15 protein-coding genes are annotated in these 14840 nt (G+C 66.0%); 3 read left to right on the top strand and 12 right to left on the bottom strand.

Annotated features, from left to right (window positions below):
• Positions 1–88 precede the first annotated feature (88 nt).
• The 5 genes from Q9235_RS10440 to Q9235_RS10420 all read right to left on the bottom strand — a co-directional run bounded on the left by Q9235_RS10440 (position 89) and on the right by Q9235_RS10420 (position 4505).
• Positions 89–1282 carry an SAM-dependent methyltransferase gene (locus tag Q9235_RS10440; protein ID WP_306226953.1) on the bottom strand — a complete coding sequence of 398 codons (1194 nt, stop codon included), beginning with the start codon at positions 1280–1282 and terminating at the stop codon, positions 89–91.
• Positions 1283–1456: 174 nt separating this feature from the next.
• Complete coding sequence (locus tag Q9235_RS10435; RefSeq protein ID WP_306226951.1) at positions 1457–2236, bottom strand: ABC transporter ATP-binding protein; 780 nt, start codon at positions 2234–2236, stop codon at positions 1457–1459.
• Between the two features lie 13 nt (positions 2237–2249).
• Positions 2250–3023: an ABC transporter permease gene (locus Q9235_RS10430; protein ID WP_306226949.1), complete on the bottom strand. Its 774-nt coding sequence runs from the start codon at positions 3021–3023 to the stop codon at positions 2250–2252.
• Positions 3020–3535, bottom strand: a complete 516-nt coding sequence (locus Q9235_RS10425; RefSeq protein WP_306226948.1) for a mismatch-specific DNA-glycosylase — start codon at positions 3533–3535, stop codon at positions 3020–3022. Before Q9235_RS10425 ends, Q9235_RS10430 begins: the two co-directional genes overlap by 4 nt.
• Positions 3536–3545: 10 nt before the next feature.
• Positions 3546–4505 (bottom strand): ABC transporter substrate-binding protein, encoded by a 960-nt coding sequence (locus Q9235_RS10420; RefSeq protein WP_306226947.1) that lies wholly within the window; start codon positions 4503–4505, stop codon positions 3546–3548.
• Between the two features lie 241 nt (positions 4506–4746).
• Here Q9235_RS10420 and Q9235_RS10415 point away from each other — a divergent pair, with 241 nt between their 5' ends.
• Positions 4747–6303: an acetolactate synthase large subunit gene (locus Q9235_RS10415; RefSeq protein WP_306226946.1), complete on the top strand. Its 1557-nt coding sequence runs from the start codon at positions 4747–4749 to the stop codon at positions 6301–6303.
• A gap of 180 nt (positions 6304–6483) precedes the next feature.
• Here the strand turns inward: Q9235_RS10415 and Q9235_RS10410 are convergent, their stop codons facing one another.
• The 5 genes from Q9235_RS10410 to Q9235_RS10390 form a co-directional block, all read right to left on the bottom strand.
• Positions 6484–7527 carry a histone deacetylase family protein gene (locus Q9235_RS10410; protein WP_306226944.1) on the bottom strand — a complete coding sequence of 348 codons (1044 nt, stop codon included), beginning with the start codon at positions 7525–7527 and terminating at the stop codon, positions 6484–6486.
• 125 nt (positions 7528–7652) lie between these two features.
• Positions 7653–8249 carry a TetR/AcrR family transcriptional regulator gene (locus tag Q9235_RS10405; RefSeq protein ID WP_306226942.1) on the bottom strand — a complete coding sequence of 199 codons (597 nt, stop codon included), beginning with the start codon at positions 8247–8249 and terminating at the stop codon, positions 7653–7655.
• Positions 8246–9424, bottom strand: a complete 1179-nt coding sequence (locus Q9235_RS10400) for an acyl-CoA dehydrogenase family protein (protein WP_306226940.1) — start codon at positions 9422–9424, stop codon at positions 8246–8248. The genes Q9235_RS10405 and Q9235_RS10400 overlap by 4 nt, the downstream gene beginning before the upstream one ends.
• Before the next feature lie 99 nt (positions 9425–9523).
• Positions 9524–10645 (bottom strand): GGDEF domain-containing protein, encoded by a 1122-nt coding sequence (locus Q9235_RS10395; RefSeq protein ID WP_306226939.1) that lies wholly within the window; start codon positions 10643–10645, stop codon positions 9524–9526.
• A 169-nt stretch (positions 10646–10814) separates the two neighbouring features.
• Positions 10815–11099: a hypothetical protein gene (locus Q9235_RS10390; protein WP_306226938.1), complete on the bottom strand. Its 285-nt coding sequence runs from the start codon at positions 11097–11099 to the stop codon at positions 10815–10817.
• A gap of 313 nt (positions 11100–11412) precedes the next feature.
• On the opposite strand from Q9235_RS10390, the gene Q9235_RS10385 reads away from it, so the two are divergent.
• Positions 11413–12537 (top strand): hypothetical protein, encoded by a 1125-nt coding sequence (locus Q9235_RS10385; protein ID WP_306226936.1) that lies wholly within the window; start codon positions 11413–11415, stop codon positions 12535–12537.
• A 182-nt stretch (positions 12538–12719) separates the two neighbouring features.
• Positions 12720–13040, top strand: coding sequence for a hypothetical protein (locus tag Q9235_RS10380; RefSeq protein ID WP_306226934.1), 321 nt, complete (start codon positions 12720–12722; stop codon positions 13038–13040).
• A 6-nt stretch (positions 13041–13046) separates the two neighbouring features.
• Here Q9235_RS10380 and Q9235_RS10375 read toward each other — a convergent pair whose 3' ends face one another.
• Both Q9235_RS10375 and Q9235_RS10370 read right to left on the bottom strand, forming a co-directional pair.
• Positions 13047–14003: a succinylglutamate desuccinylase/aspartoacylase family protein gene (locus Q9235_RS10375; RefSeq protein WP_306226932.1), complete on the bottom strand. Its 957-nt coding sequence runs from the start codon at positions 14001–14003 to the stop codon at positions 13047–13049.
• Between the two features lie 11 nt (positions 14004–14014).
• On the bottom strand, positions 14015–14836 hold the full coding sequence (locus Q9235_RS10370) for an ABC transporter permease (RefSeq protein WP_306226930.1): 822 nt from the start codon (positions 14834–14836) through the stop codon (positions 14015–14017).
• Positions 14837–14840 lie beyond the last annotated feature (4 nt).

Raw genomic sequence — 14840 nt, 5'->3', positions numbered from 1 at the left:
TCGCAACCGAACGCCTGATGTTCCGCCCAGTCGTAGGTTCCGGGTTCGCGCCTGTGGCGCGCCCCGGAATGACAAGCGTGGAACTTGCCTAGGCCGCCTTCCCCAGCTCGCCCTCGCGCTCCGCGATATAGCCGCGCGTGATTGGCAGGCCGTCGAGCTTCTTGGCGAGCTGGAACTGGAACACCACCAGATCGTCATGCCGGAAGCTCGCCTCGCAGGCGGCGAGATAGAACTCCCACATCCGGGCGAAGCGCTCGTCATACATGGCGACAGCCTCGTCGCGGCGGGCGAGGAAATTCTCGCGCCAGACCTTCAGCGTCTCGGCATAGTGCAGGCGCAGCACCTCGACATCGGTGATGACCAGCCCCTCCTGCTCGACCGCCGCCGCCACCTCGGACATGGCGGGGATATAGCCGCCGGGGAAGATGTACTTGGCGATGAAGGGATTGGTCGCGCCTGGCGGTGTCGAGCGGCCGATGGTGTGGACCAGCGCCACGCCGTCGTCGCTCAGCAATTCCCGGATCTTTCGGAAATAATCGCGGTAATAGCCGACGCCGACATGCTCGAACATGCCGACCGAGACGATGCGGTCGAAGGGCTCGTTCAGGTGGCGATAATCCTGCAGCCGGAACGCGACCGGCAGGCCGGATTCGGCGCCGCGCTGCTTGGCGATGGCAAGCTGCTCCTCGGAGAGCGTAATGCCGGTGACCGAAGCCCCGGTCTCGCCGGCGATCGAAAGCGCCATGCCGCCCCAGCCGCAGCCGATGTCGAGCACGCGCTGGCCCGGCCGGAGATCGAGCTTGCCCATGATGTGGCGCTTCTTGGCGAGCTGCGCCTCGGCTAGGGTCATATCGGGCTCGGCGAAATAGGCGCAGGAATACTGCATGTCCGGATCGAGGAAGAGCCGGAAGAAGTCACTCCTGAGGTCGTAGTGATGCGCGACATTGCGCCGGGCGAGGGCCGGCGTGTTGTGCTGGTGGAAGCGCCGCACCGCGGTGCGCAGGCCTTCCAGGACCTTGCCCCAGCCCTTGGGGCGGGCGCGGTGAACGGCGGCGACCAGCGCGTCGAGAAGATCGTAGAGCGAGCCCTGCTCGACCACGACGCGGCCGTCCATTACGGCCTCGCCAAGGGCGAGCTCTGGATTGAGCGCGAGCTTCAGCTCCGTCGGGGAATCGACGATGCGCATGCGCAAGCGCGGCGCAACGCCCTGTCCGACCGATTGCAAAGTCCCGTCGGGAAACACGACATCGATACGTGGCTCGATCGCGAGCCGAGACAACATCCTGGCAATCAGCGAATGCATTGGCCCCACCTTCGGCAGCGCCCCTTTCGCTCAAGATGGCAACTCGGCATGCGGCCGTAACGGCCCTTACGCGCAACGCCGCCCCTCGCCTGTGACATGACCACGCAGACGAAGTCGATTGGTTCCGCTACGGAAGCATAGCGGGCGGCAGAGCTAATGATCCGCGGCGATCACCTCGGCGCGGATCTCCTCGACCAGTCGCTCCTTGAGGGCGACGAATTCCGGCGTCGTCTTGATGGTGTAAGGACGCGGATGCGGCAGGTCGACCGCGATATCGGCCTTGATCCGGCCGGGACGCGCGCTCATCACCACGACGCGGGAGCCGACGAAGATCGCCTCCTCGATATCGTGGGTGACGAAGAGCACGGTCTTCTGCTCGCGCTCCCAGATGCCGAGCAGCATTTCCTGCATCAGGGCGCGGGTCTGGTTGTCGAGCGCGCCGAAGGGCTCGTCGAGCAAGAGGATCTTGGGGTCGTTGGCGAGTGCGCGGGCGATCGCCGTGCGCTGCTGCATGCCGCCGGAGAGCTGTTTCGGGAAATGCCCGATGAACTGGCCCAGCCCGACACGCACTGCCCAGTCGCGGGCGATCTTCAGGCGCGCGGCCTCCGGCACCCCCTTCTCGCGCAGGCCGAAGGCGATGTTCTGCTGCACCGTCAGCCAAGGGAAGAGCGTGTAGCTCTGGAAGACGAAGCCGCGATCGGCGCCCGGCCCGGAAACGGCCGAGCCGTCGAGCAGGACGCGGCCTTCGCTCGCCGTCTCCAGCCCGCCGATGATGCGCAGCAAGGTCGACTTGCCGCAGCCGGAGGGGCCGAGAATGGTGATGAAGTCGTTGTCGGCGACGCTGAGCGAGGTCGGCATCAGGGCGCGCGTCGGCTCAGCCCCGCGCTGCGCCGGAAAGACCTTGCCGACATTCTCGACGAGAAGCTTGCTCATGTGCGCGCCCGATTCATGCTCGTGCCCACGGAAACAGGCGCTGGTTGACCGCCTTGAAAAGGAAATCGGAGACGAGGCCGATCAGGCCGATCACGATGATGCCGAAGATGATCTGCCCGGTGTTCAGCAGCGCCTGGCTGTTGGTGATCATGTGGCCGATGCCGGAGGAGGAGCCGATCAGCTCGGCGACGATGACATAGGTCCAGGCCCAGCCGAGCACGAGGCGGAAGATCTCGGCGATCTCAGGGGCGGCGTTCGGCAGCATGACGCGGCGCACGACGGAGCTGTCGGTCGCGCCCAGCGTATAGGCGGCGTCGACGAGGTCGCGCCGGATCGAGCCGACGGATACCGCGATCATCAGGATGAGCTGGAAGACCGAGCCGATGAAGATGACGAGCAGCTTCTGCGTCTCGCCGATACCGGCCCAGAGGATCAGGAGCGGGATGAAGGCAGAGGCTGGCAGATAGCGCGCGAAGGAGACGAAGGGCTCCAGGAAAGCCTCGATCGGCTTGTAGGCGCCCATCATGATGCCGAGCGGCAGGGCGACGATGACGGCGAGGATGAAGCCGCCGACGACGCGCCAGATCGTCATCATGATGTCGAAGCCGAAGCCGTAGCGGACCATCAGGCTGTAGCCCTCGCCGACCATGGTCAGCGGATCGGCCAGAAAGAGCTTCTGCACGTAGCCGCCGAAGGTCGCGACAGACCAGAGCGCGACGAAGAGCGCGAAGAAGGCCAGGCCATAGCCGATGCGGGCCGTGGCAGAGACGGGTTGCAAAGGTCTCATCGCGATAGGGTTCCGGTCACGGCCATGGCCAGTTGCTTCCAGGGTTCGATCGACCAGAAACCGGCGGCGGCGCCGGAGGTCGAGGGGAGGACATAGGTTTCGGCATCGGCCAGTCCGTGCGCCTGCAGCCCGTAGGCGAGCCGTCCCTCGCTGATGCCGAGGGCGACCTGGGCCGCGCGCTTGCCGTTGAAGGCGAGGATGCGAGGCCGATTCGCGGCGATCCTCGCCGTGAAGCCGGCCACGTCGAAATGGCCGCCGCGCAGCGCGGAATCCGGTCCTGATGTGCGCTTGGCGACATCGGTCAGGCCGATGCCATAGCGCGGCAGGGTCGGGAACTCCTCCGGATGGAACTTCACCGGGACAAGCCCGATCTGGTGAAGCACCGGCCAGAATTTGTTGCCCGGCCCGGCATAGTAGGCGCCGCGCCTGGCCGAGGCGGCACCAGCCTGCGTGCCGCAGAAGACGACACGCAGGCCGGGCTCCAGAACATCCGGGAGGATGTCGCCGTCCACGCGGCGGCGATTACTTGGCGGCGACGAACCGCGTATCGATCAGCGAAGCGAGATCGGGCTTGGCCTTGACCAGGCCGATCTCCAGCAGGAGGTCGGCGGCCTTGGCCGAGAAGGCCTGCCATTCGCCGGCAAAGAACGTCTTGTTGCCCTCGGCATCCGACCAGCGCAGGAACGCCGCCGACTTGCCGAACTGCTCGCCGGTCTGCTTCACGTCGGCGCCCATGATCTCGTAGGCCTTGGCCTGATCCTTCTTGATCATCTCCAGCGCCTCGAAATAGCTCTGGGTCAGCGCCGCCGCAGCCTTGTCGTTGACGAGGAAGGCGGGCGTGCAGCCGAAAGTGTCCATCACCATCGGATAGTCGAGGGTCGTCGCGATGATCTTGCCGGCATCCGGCTTGTCGCGGACGGTGGAGAGATAGGGCTCATAGGTCATCGCGGCGTCGTTCTGGCCGGCGATGAAGGCCTGCGCGGCCGGGCCGGGCTCCATGTTGACGACCTTGACGTCCTTCACGGACAGGCCGTTCTCCTTGAGCATCCAGGCCAGCGCGAAATAGGGCGAGGTGCCCGGCGCCGAGGCCGCCACCGTCTTGCCCTTAAGGTCCTTGATCGCGGCGACATCCTTTCGCACGGCCATGCCGTCGGCGCCGTAGCTCTTGTCGAGCTGGAAGATCTGCTTGGTCTTGATGCCGGCCGCATCCCAGACGATCCAGGTCTCGACCGTGGTCGCGGCACATTGGATGTCGCCCGAGGCGATGGCGAGGTGGCGGTCCTTCTGCGGAATCTTCTTGATGGTGACGTCGAGGCCGTTCTTGGCGAAGATGCCGGCCTCCTTGGCGAGCACCAGCGGCGCGAAGCCGGTCCAGCCGGAAATGCCGATATTGACCTTGGTCTGCGCCTCAGCACCGCCCGCCGCGAGAAGTGCCGCGAGGCCAAAACCGACCGCTGCGCCGGCGCGCTTGAAAATTGCCATGGTTGAAACCCTTCCCCTGTTTTTTGGCTGACGCCCACTCAGACGCCTGAACGTCATCCATGCTGCGATGCAACCTTCGTTCCAAGACAGCCTAATTGCATATGCAAAAACGTCAAGCGGCCGATCAGCGCCGCTTGGGGAAGTCATGACATTCTCTCGTTTGACAGGGCAGAGGGAATTTCCTCCTCTTTCGCCCGCCGGCGCGCAGACGCCCTTATTTCTTTCGAGTCGAGGTTTCCCGATGAACGGCGCCGACCGCCTTTGCGACACGCTTCTGATCAACGGCGTCGATACCTGCTTCGCCAATCCCGGCACCTCCGAGATGCATTTCGTCGCGGCGCTCGACAGGAAGCCCGAGATGCGCTGCGTGCTCGGCCTGTTCGAGGGCGTGGTGACGGGCGCGGCCGACGGCTATGCCCGCATGGCAGACAAGCCGGCAGCGACGCTGCTGCATTGCGGCCCGGGCATGGCGAATGCGCTCGCCAATATGCACAACGCAAGGCGTGCCCGCACGCCGATGATCAATGTCGTCGGCGACCACGCGACCTATCACCTCCAGCATGACGCACCGCTGACCAGCGATATCGAGAGCCTGGCCGAGCCGATGTCGCATTTCGTCCGTCGCATCGCGACGGCCGAGGATGTCGGCCCGGCGATCGGTGAAGCCTATGTCGCATCGCTGACCCTGCCCGGCGTCACCACCGTGATCCTGCCGGCGGACTGCGCCTGGGGCAGCGTCGAGCCTGCCACCCTGAAGCCGACCGAGCTGCCGGCGCTGAAGAGCGTCGACGGCGCGACGATCCGCGAGGTCGCGGCCGGCCTGCGCAAGCATGGCAAGCGGGCTGCGATCATGCTGACGGGCCTTGCCCTGCGCGAAAAGCCGATGGAGATGGCCGCCCGCATCTGCGCCGTCACCGGCGCCCAGATCTTCAGCCAGATGTCGAACGGGCGCATCCAGCGCGGGGCCGGCCGCGTCGCCATGCCGAAGGTGTTCTACCCGATCGACAAGGCGCTCGAGCAGCTCAAGGACGTCGATTATCTCGTGCTCGTCGGCGCGCAGGTTCCGGTCGGCTTCTTCGCCTATCCCGGCAAGCCCGGCCGGCTGATCCATGACGGCTGCGAGGTCGCCAAGCTCGCGATTCCCGGCGACGATCTGCCGGCCGCGATCACCGGGCTCGCCGAGGAGATGGGCGCGACCAAGACCGCCCCGCTCTACATCGCCCCGGCGCGCAAGGAGCAGCCAGGCCTGCCGACCGGCAAGCTCGACGCCGACAAGGCCTGCGCCATCGTCTCGGCGCTGCTGCCGGAGAACTGCATCGTCTGCGACGAGTCGGTCTCGTCCGGCCGCAGCTTCTACTATGACTGCCACAGCGCGCCGCAGCACGACTATATCCAGCTCACCGGCGGCGCGATCGGCGAGGGCATCCCGCTCGCCATCGGCGCGGCCGTCGCCTGCCCTGACCGCAAGGTCATCGGCATGCAGGCCGACGGCTCGGGCATGTACACGGTACAGGGGCTGTGGACGCAGGCGCGCGAGAATCTCGACATCGTCACCGTCGTCTTCGCCAACCGGACCTACCAGATCCTGCATGGCGAGATGCGCGCCGTCGGCGTCAATGATTTCGGCCGCAACGCCACGCTGATGCTGAACATCGACGAGCCGGCGCTGGACTGGGTGATGATGGCCAAGGGCATGGGCGTCGAAGCCGCGCGGGCGACGACGGCCGAGGAATTCGCGAGCCTGTTCAAGGCGGCGCTGAGCCGCAAGGGGCCGTTCCTGATCGAGGCGGCGATCTGAGGTGTTTAAGGCGGCACTGAAGGGTGTCATCCCGCACGCGCTGCGGCACGTCAGTGCTGCGGCGCAGATGCGGGATCGTTTGCAGGAAGAGGCGCCTTCTCGTCGCACGGTCCCGTGTCTGCGCAGCGGCATTAACATGCCGCAGCGCGCACGGGATGACAGGCGCCCCGGAGATAAGCGCTACTTGAACCCGTCGAGGAACGCGTCGAGGCAGTCGCCGATCGCCTCGATGGCGTAGCCGCCCTCCTGCACCACCAGCGTCGGCAGGCCGAAATCCTTCACCTGCCGGCCGATCGTGCCGAAGTCGCTGGCCTCCAACTTCAGGACGCCGATCGGGTCGTCCTTGTGGGCGTCGTAGCCGAGCGCGATCACCACGACCTCGGCACCGAAATCGCGGATCGCCTTGCCGGCCTCGGCAACCGCAGCCTCCATCGCGGCACCGCCGGCACCATGCGCCAATGGCAGGTTCAGGTTGAAGCCGTCGCCCGGGCCATTGCCACGCTCGTCGGCGTAGCCGGTGAAGAACGGATAATAGTTCGTCGGATCGGCATGGACCGAGATCGTCAGCACGTCGTTGCGGCGATAGAAAATCTGCTGCGTGCCGTCGCCGTGATGGGCGTCGACATCGAGAATCGCCACCTTGCCGAATTTCGAGCGCAGGCGCTGGGCCGCGATCGCGGTGTTGTTGAGATAGCAGAAGCCGGTGGCACGATCGGCGCGGGCATGGTGGCCGGACGGGCGGCAGAGCGAATAGACGGCGCGCTCGCCGGCCAGGATCGCATCGGCCGCGGACACCGCGGTCTCCGACGAGCGCAGCGTCGAATGCCAGCAATGCTCGCCGATCGGCACCGAGAGATCGCCGAGATACCAGCCGAGCTGACCGATGAAGCCGGTCGGGCGGCAGGGCGGGCGGACATCCTCGTCCGGGCGGCCGCTCCAATAGGGGAAGGTGCTCGGCCAGACCTCCGGCCCGCGCTCGGCCGGAAGGTCCTGCCAGCGCGCCCAGGCGGTCTCCAGGAACCTGACGAAGCCGGCATCATGGATCGCCAGGACCGGGTCCGTGCCATGCGCCGCCGGCTTTTCCGGCGCGATGCCATGCTTCTTCAGTGCTCCGAGCAGGCGCTCCGTCCGCTCCGGCAGGTCCTTGGGAGCCACGACCTTGCCGAAGCGCATATATTGCTGGGGATCGTGAAGGGCTTGGTCGGGGTGATAGAAGGCGCGCATCAGGCGAAGCATCCTCGTCAGATCGCGAGGCGACCGTCAGCCCCGCTGCGGGATGCTAGCAAGCGCCGAAGCGCCGGTCAGCCACGACGATGCCGCCCGCCCCTGCGTAGAGGGCGGGGCTGAGCTCAATGCGGCGAGAGCAGCGCCACGAATTCGCGTGCCAAGGCGTCGATCGCATGGCGTTCCGGCCGGTACCAGTCGGTCGAGCCGTTGAGCGCGCCGAGCAGGAAGAGCCTGAGCACGTCGGGCGAATTGCCGGGCGGCATGCCGCCGGCCTGCTGCCATTCTGCGATGAGCCGGCGCCAGACGTCCTCATAGGCGCGGCGCACGGCGCGCACGCTTTCCGGCGCCGGCGACGCGCCGAAGGTGAAGACCTTGATGCTGGCCGAGGTGTAGTCGCCATGGCCGTGCAGGGCTGAGAGATGCGCCCTGACTGCCGCTTCCAGCCGCACGCGCGGGGAAGCCCCCTCCTCGGCTGCGAGCGCGGCGACGACCGCCTCGTGAACGAAGCGGACGCCATCGTTGACGACCGCCTCGACGATCTCCTCCTTCGAGCCGAAATGGTAGTAGAGGCTCGCCTTGCGGATACCGACGGCCTCGGCGATCTCGCGCAGGGTGGTCTGATGATAGCCGCCGCCGCGCAGCAACCGCGCGGCATGGTCGAGGATCAGCCGGCGTGAGCCGCCTTCGGTTGCCGCGCGCGTCGTTGGCGCTTCGGTCAAAGTCGCTTCGCCACTTCCTCGAGCATGACCTCGGTGGCCCCGCCGCCGATCGCCTGGACGCGGGCGTCGCGGGTCATGCGCTCGATCGCGCTCTCGCGCATGTAGCCCATGCCGCCATGGAACTGCAGGCAGTCGTACATCACCTCGTTGACCAGCTCGCCGCAATAGGCCTTGGCCATCGAGACCTCGCGGGTGGCGTCGAAGCCCTGCGCGTCGAGCCAGGCGGCGTGGTAGACGAGCTGGCGGCCGGCCTCGACCTTGCCCGCAAGCTCGGCCAGGCGCTGGCGGATCGCCTGCTTCTCCCAGAGCGGTACGCCGAAGGCCTTTCGCGTCCGGACATAGTCCAGCGTCAGATCGATCGCGGCCTGCGCCTCGCCCATCGCCATGGCGCCGATCACGGTGCGCTCGTTCTGGAAATTGCTCATGATCGCGTAGAAGCCGCGCCCCTCCTGCCCGAGCAGGTTCTCGGCCGGCACGCGGCAATCGACGAAGGAGAGTTCGGCAGTATCGGATGAGCGCCAGCCATGCTTGTCGAGCGCACGCGAGATCGAGAAGCCGGGAGTGCCTTTCTCGACGAGGAAGATCGAGACCGACTGCGAAGGCTTGCCTTGCGGGTCCGTCTTGGCGGCGACGCAATAGAGATCGGCATGGACACCGTTGGTGATGAACATCTTGGCGCCGTTGAGGACGTAATGGTCGCCCTCGCGCCGCGCGGTGGTGCGAATGCCCTTCACGTCCGAGCCGGCATCGGGCTCGGTGACGGCAACCGCAACGATCTTCTCGCCGGCGATGATGCCGGGCAGGTACTTGTCCTTCTGCGCCTGGCTGCCGGCATTGGCGATATGGACCGAGGCCATGTCGGTATGGACCAGGGCGGTGATCGCGACGCCGGAGAAGGTCGAGCGGCCCAGCTCCTCGGCGAGCACGACGGTCGCCATCGTGTCCATCTCGGAGCCGCCATAATCGGCGGGGTAGCGGATGCCGAAGAAGCCGAGCTCGCCCATCTTGCGCAACACGTCGCGCGGGACGAAGCCGTCGTCCTCCCATTGCAGGGCATGCGGCTTGATCTCGGCCTCGACGAAGCGGCGGACCTGGTCGCGCAGCGCCTCATGCTCCTCGGTGAAGTAAGGCGAGCGGCGCGCGCCCTCCGCGACAAGCTTTCCGCCTGATGACATCGCCCTCTCCCGTCTCGGTGCAGCGCCATCGGCGAGCTACCTGCCGGACGGTAGGTGATTAGCCCGCCGAGATCAAGCTATCTGGAGTTCGCGGCGATGTCAGGCGACGTCGTCCCAATGGGCGATCATGCTACGGCCCTTGCCGGCGCGCTTGGCGCCGTAAAGCGCCTGGTCGGCGGCGCGCGTCAGCACTTCGGCTGTCCAGTGCTCGGAATCTCTCTCGGGCTTGACGGAAACCCCGACGCTGGCGCCGACGCTGACGAGCTGCCCCATCAGCATGAACGGCGCCTTGACCACCGACACTGCCCGGTCGGCGACTTCGGAGAGCGCAACCGCATCCGCGACACCGCGCACGACAAGGGCGAATTCGTCACCGCCCAGCCGGGCGACGCTGTCGCCGGGCCGGACGACGCCTTTCAGCCGCATCGCGACCTGCTGCAGCAACTCGTCGCCGGCCTGATGGCCATGGCGATCGTTGATCAGCTTGAAGCCGTCGAGATCGAGCAGCAGGAGGCCAAGCGCCTCGCCGCTCTCGCCGGCTTCGCGCAGCACGCGGTCGAGCCCGCGGCGGTTGACGAGCCCGGTCAGAGGATCGTGGCTTGCGGCAAAGTCGAGCTCGCGGCGTACCATCAGCAACTCCTCGAACTGGCCGATGATGTGATCTGAGCTCTCGTAGATCGAATAGAGATAGACGAGCAGGAGCAGGCTGAGCGCCTGATAGAGCGGATCACCAGAAGCCAGGAAGGCGGCGACCAGCGTGCCGATCGCGATGGTCGAGAGCACCGCGCAGATCCAGTAGCGCAGCGTGCGCAGATAAGATCCGGCCGTCAGCGCCATGGTCAATCCGAGGCTGAGCACGAAACCGCCGGCATGGTCGGAGGCAGCAGCAGCCAGCGTCAGCGCGGCGATGACCAGCGTGAAGGCGAAGGCGGTATAGGCGTAGCCGGCTTCCCAGCGCCGCGCCTCCGCGAGGGAGAGCTTACGCGCGGGGTCGCGCCGCTTGAACCCGACGATATTGGCGATGCGCAGCAGCGTCGTCACGACGCCGGCTCCGGTCAGCCACCAGAAGACCGCGTCGCCCGTCTGCACGGCCATGATGGCGGAGCCGACGATCAGCCCGGCCGCGATGCAGAGTATCTGGGGCAGGGCCGCGAAGAGACGCGAGATGATCTCGATCTCGATATCCGCGGGCAACTGCGCGGCGCGTTTACGGGGCCTCATCAGCAGATGCATGCGCACGGCTCTACGCGTGAGGCTCTAAGAAGCCGTCAGCCCGATCCCCGGCATTTTAGGCATCGGACAGCCGACGGCCGAGCGCGCAATGAAAGAGGGGCCAGCCCAAGGCCAGCCCCGTTCCAAGTTGCAGATGGGGAGACCGAACCTGTCGCGGTCAGTTGCAGCCGCAGCCGTGACCGCGGCCGCCGAGCAGGCCGCCGGCGATGCCGTTCTTGCTGACGATCGCCTTCACCGGAGCGACGATGCCGACCTTGTTGCCGTTGGCGATGCCGTTGCCACTGAGGACGCTGACATTGTTGAGCGCGTTGATCTTGACGCCCGAGACCGCCGTCGTCACCGGCACGACGACGCCGCCGAGAAGAGAACCGCCCCGCCCGCCGGCCATGGCCGGAGAAAAGGCGAAAGCCGCAACCGTGGCGAGAGTAACCGCATATTTCATCTTGCTTCTCCCTGTCTTCGCCTCCGGGCCGGAAGCGACGAGACACGTATAGGTTGCAACAATCGATATGAACAACCTTATCCCAACGTTAACCATACCGAGTAAAGTTAATCGGCACCTTGAAATGTATTCAAAGAAACTTATGCGGATCAGTCAGCGCGACACCTGAATACATTGAAACGTAACTTTCAGAAAAACTGGTAAAACTTACAATCTATTAACCAATATGATCCATGATTGCGAAAGCATTGGTGAGATCATGGCGACACCGGCACGCTTCATTATCGTTTCTACCTTGATTTTTCACGTATCCTTGGCCTTCGCTTCCGAGAAAAACAGCGAGGAGAAGGAAAATTCGGTCGCCGTCATCGGGCTTCGCGGCGGCTTCGACAGCAATCCCGCCGGCATCCAGGGCGCGAACGGCACGCCCGTCGCCACAACCTATGCAACCTGGGATTACCTGCACGGCACATTGCAGGATGGCTACGGTCTCAACCTGTCGCTCGTCGAGACGCATTACGATCCGCGCGCGCTCGCCTCGGCCCGTGCCCATTCGCTGGCGCTGAAGCACGGAATCAGCTTCGGCGAGGCCAGCGCGCTGCAATCCTCGCTCGCGGCGAGCAGCGAGCAGAGCTGGTCGCGCCGGAAGAGCAGCCTGGCCTGGCGCGAGCGCTTCGACCATGGCATCGGCCCGTTCCGCCTCTTCGCCAGCGGAGAGGCGCGCATCACCGCGCTGAACGAGCGCAACGTCTTCAATCTCGGCGACTTCCTGCCGCGCGACGAGAATTTCGGCACGCTCGGATTGACGACGGGTGCAGCCTGGCGAACGGGCGAAACCGAGGTCGGTCTCTCCTTCAGCGCATCGCGCGTCCACTACATCGAGGGCGTCGACTATCTAGGCTTCCGCCGCGACCATAACCGGCTGCAACCCAACCTGTTTTTCTCAACGGTGCTGGGCGGAGCCGCGATCGAGGGCTCGCTCTCGCCGTTCCGGGCCTATTTCCCGGAGAAGGAATTCGATGCAGTCGAAAGCCTGCTTTACACCGCGAAGCTGCGCCTGCCCTATGAGCGCTTCACGCTCGATCTCGGCTCGACCCGCACGGTAGAAGACACCACCCTGCCCTTCTCGGTCATCAACCTGACCACCGCGCATGAAGCAAAGCTGACGGCGCGGATCGACGATGACAATGCCGTCATCCTTTCCGCCCGCCGCAAGACCGACGACTATGTCGGCCTCGATGCCCGCTCGGACCAGAAGAGCATCGGCCTCGACTACCAGCGCAACCTGGGCAAGGGCTTCACCGCCATCGCCGCAGGGGCCTGGCGCAAGACCAAGGAGACCGGACTGACACCCGTGACCTCCTTCAGCGTGATGCTCGGCCTGCAGAAGCAGATCGATCTCAGCCGCATCGGCAAACCCGACAAGAGCGGCAGCTAGGATCGCAGCCTCGCCGTCCGTTTTGCCGTTCCGGGGCTTCGCACAGCGCCGAACCCGGCTCTCCTCGACCGGCCTTTCCCGCGCCTCCCAGCCGGCCTCAGCATCCGTTCATCGGCGACCCGCTAGGACGCGACACGTCTCGCCCGGCCCGCTTGCCGGCGAACGAATGGAAAGGAAGAACCATGCTGCGTCGCCAGCTCACGGTTTCGGCCCTCGCCTGCGCCGTCCTGCTCAGTGCCCTCCCGGCCCAGGCCCAATATTATGGCAGCCCTTATCGCGGCGCGCCGTCCTACAACGACGATGACGACGATGACGATGATCGTCCGCCACCGCGCCGCTACCGCCGCGACTACGGCTATGAGCGCCCGTATTACGGGCAGCCGCGCTACGGCAATATCTGCGTCACCGGCCGGGGCGACTGCCCGACGCCGCCCCTGCCCTATGGCTCAGGCTGCGGCTGCCATATCCCCGGCTTCGGCAGCAAGCGAGGCGTCGTGCAGTAGCCGGGTTCAGACCCGGCGAGTGCTTTCCGTCCCGAGATAGCAGATGCCCTCGCCGGGCTTGGCCTTGGGATTGGGGAAGATGATGAAGCCATCGCGCGGCATCGTCACGACCGTGCCGTCGGCGCGGCGGGCGATCGGCGTGCCCTTGGCGACGCGGTCGCCAGTCTTCCAGGTGCCTTCGACGTGATCGCCCTCGGCCTCGCAGATGACGAGGTCGTCCATGTGTACGACGACGCGCTTCTCGGGAGCCGGCGGCGCTTCGTCCGTCAGGCCGAGATGGGCGAGTACGTTGCGGATCGCCTTGTAGCCGACATCGACGGAGGCCGGGTCCTCGTGGCGTCCGCATTCGAGTGTCACGGCGTAGCCGCCGGCGAAGCGCATGAACTCCGTCGTGCCGAAGCCCTCGGTGACGGCGAGCCGCGGCAGGTTCAGCCGCTCGCGCGCGGCGATCAAGCGGACATAGATGTCGAGCCAGCCATGGATCATCAGGTCGACGCCGAGGCAGGCGGCGAAGGCGGCCTCGGCCGCGCCATGGCGGAAGGGTTCGAGCGTGCCGCGATTGTCGTCCGGCCCGAAGAAGACGAAGGGCACGCCCTCACCGGTGAAGGAATGGACGTCGAGCAGCATATCGTGCTGGCGCAGGATGGCCGAGAGGCGGTTGCCGAGCCGGTCCTCGTTGTCGACAGGCTGCGGACGCTCGCGCAGGTCGCGGTTGAGGTTGCGGTCGCCCTCGCGGGTGTTCTGCCGATAGGCCTTGGGATTGGCGACGGGGAGGAAGGTGACCTCGCCGCGCTGGACCACGACGCGGCCCGCCCGGCAATCCTCGATCACGCGGGCGATGGCGTTCGGCCCGCAGGTCTCGTTGCCATGGACGGCGCCGAAGACGAGGAGCTTCGGCCCCGCCTTCAGTCCGTGGAAGCGGATGGTCTCGAGCGGCGGATCGATCAGGGCTGGCGTGGTCATAGGTTCTACTTTCAGGCTTTGCGAAGCTGCGAATGCGGGTCGAGGATGTCGCGCAGGCCGTCACCCAGCAGGTTGAGGCCGAGCACGGTCATGAAGATGGCGAGGCCGGGGAAGATAGAGATCCAGGGCGCCGTGGTGATCTGGTCGCGCGCATCGGAAAGCATCGAACCCCAGCTCGGGAAGGGCGGGCGGATGCCGAGGCCGAGGAAGGAGAGCGCCGCCTCCGCCAGCACGGCGCCGCCCATGCCGAGCGTGCCGATGACGATGATCGGGCCGGCGATGTTTGGCAGGATCTGCAGCAGCATGATGCGCAGGTTGCTCGAACCGAAGGAACGCGCCGCCTCGACATAACCCTGCTGCTTGATCGACAGCGTCGCGGCCCGCGACAGCCGGCAGGTATAGGACCAGTTGGTCAGGCCGAGCGCGATCAGCAGGCTGGTCAGGCCCGGCTGGAGGATCGCCATGATGGCGAGCGCGAAGACCAGCGAGGGGATCGACAGGATGAGATTGGTCAGGCCGTTGACGAAATCGTCCCACCAGCCGCCGAAATAGCCCGCCGACATGCCCAGAGCCACGCCGATCACCGTGTTGATCAACTGCGAGACGATGCCGACCGTCAGCGAAATGCGCGCGCCGTAGAGCACGCGGCTGTAGATGTCGCGGCCCTGCGCATCCGTGCCGAACCAGAACTCGGCACCGGGCGGAACCTCGGCATTCATCAGGTTGGCGTCCATGACGGGATCGGTATGCGCCAGCCAGGGCGCCAGCGTCCCACCGATCACGACGGCGGCGAAGAGCGCGCCGCCGATCCACAGATTAGCCCGGAATTTCATGCCC

It is taken from the genome of Bosea beijingensis, from assembly GCF_030758975.1.
GTDB classification, from domain to species: domain Bacteria; phylum Pseudomonadota; class Alphaproteobacteria; order Rhizobiales; family Beijerinckiaceae; genus Allobosea; species Allobosea beijingensis.
This window is presented reverse-complemented; position numbering and strand designations above follow the sequence as displayed.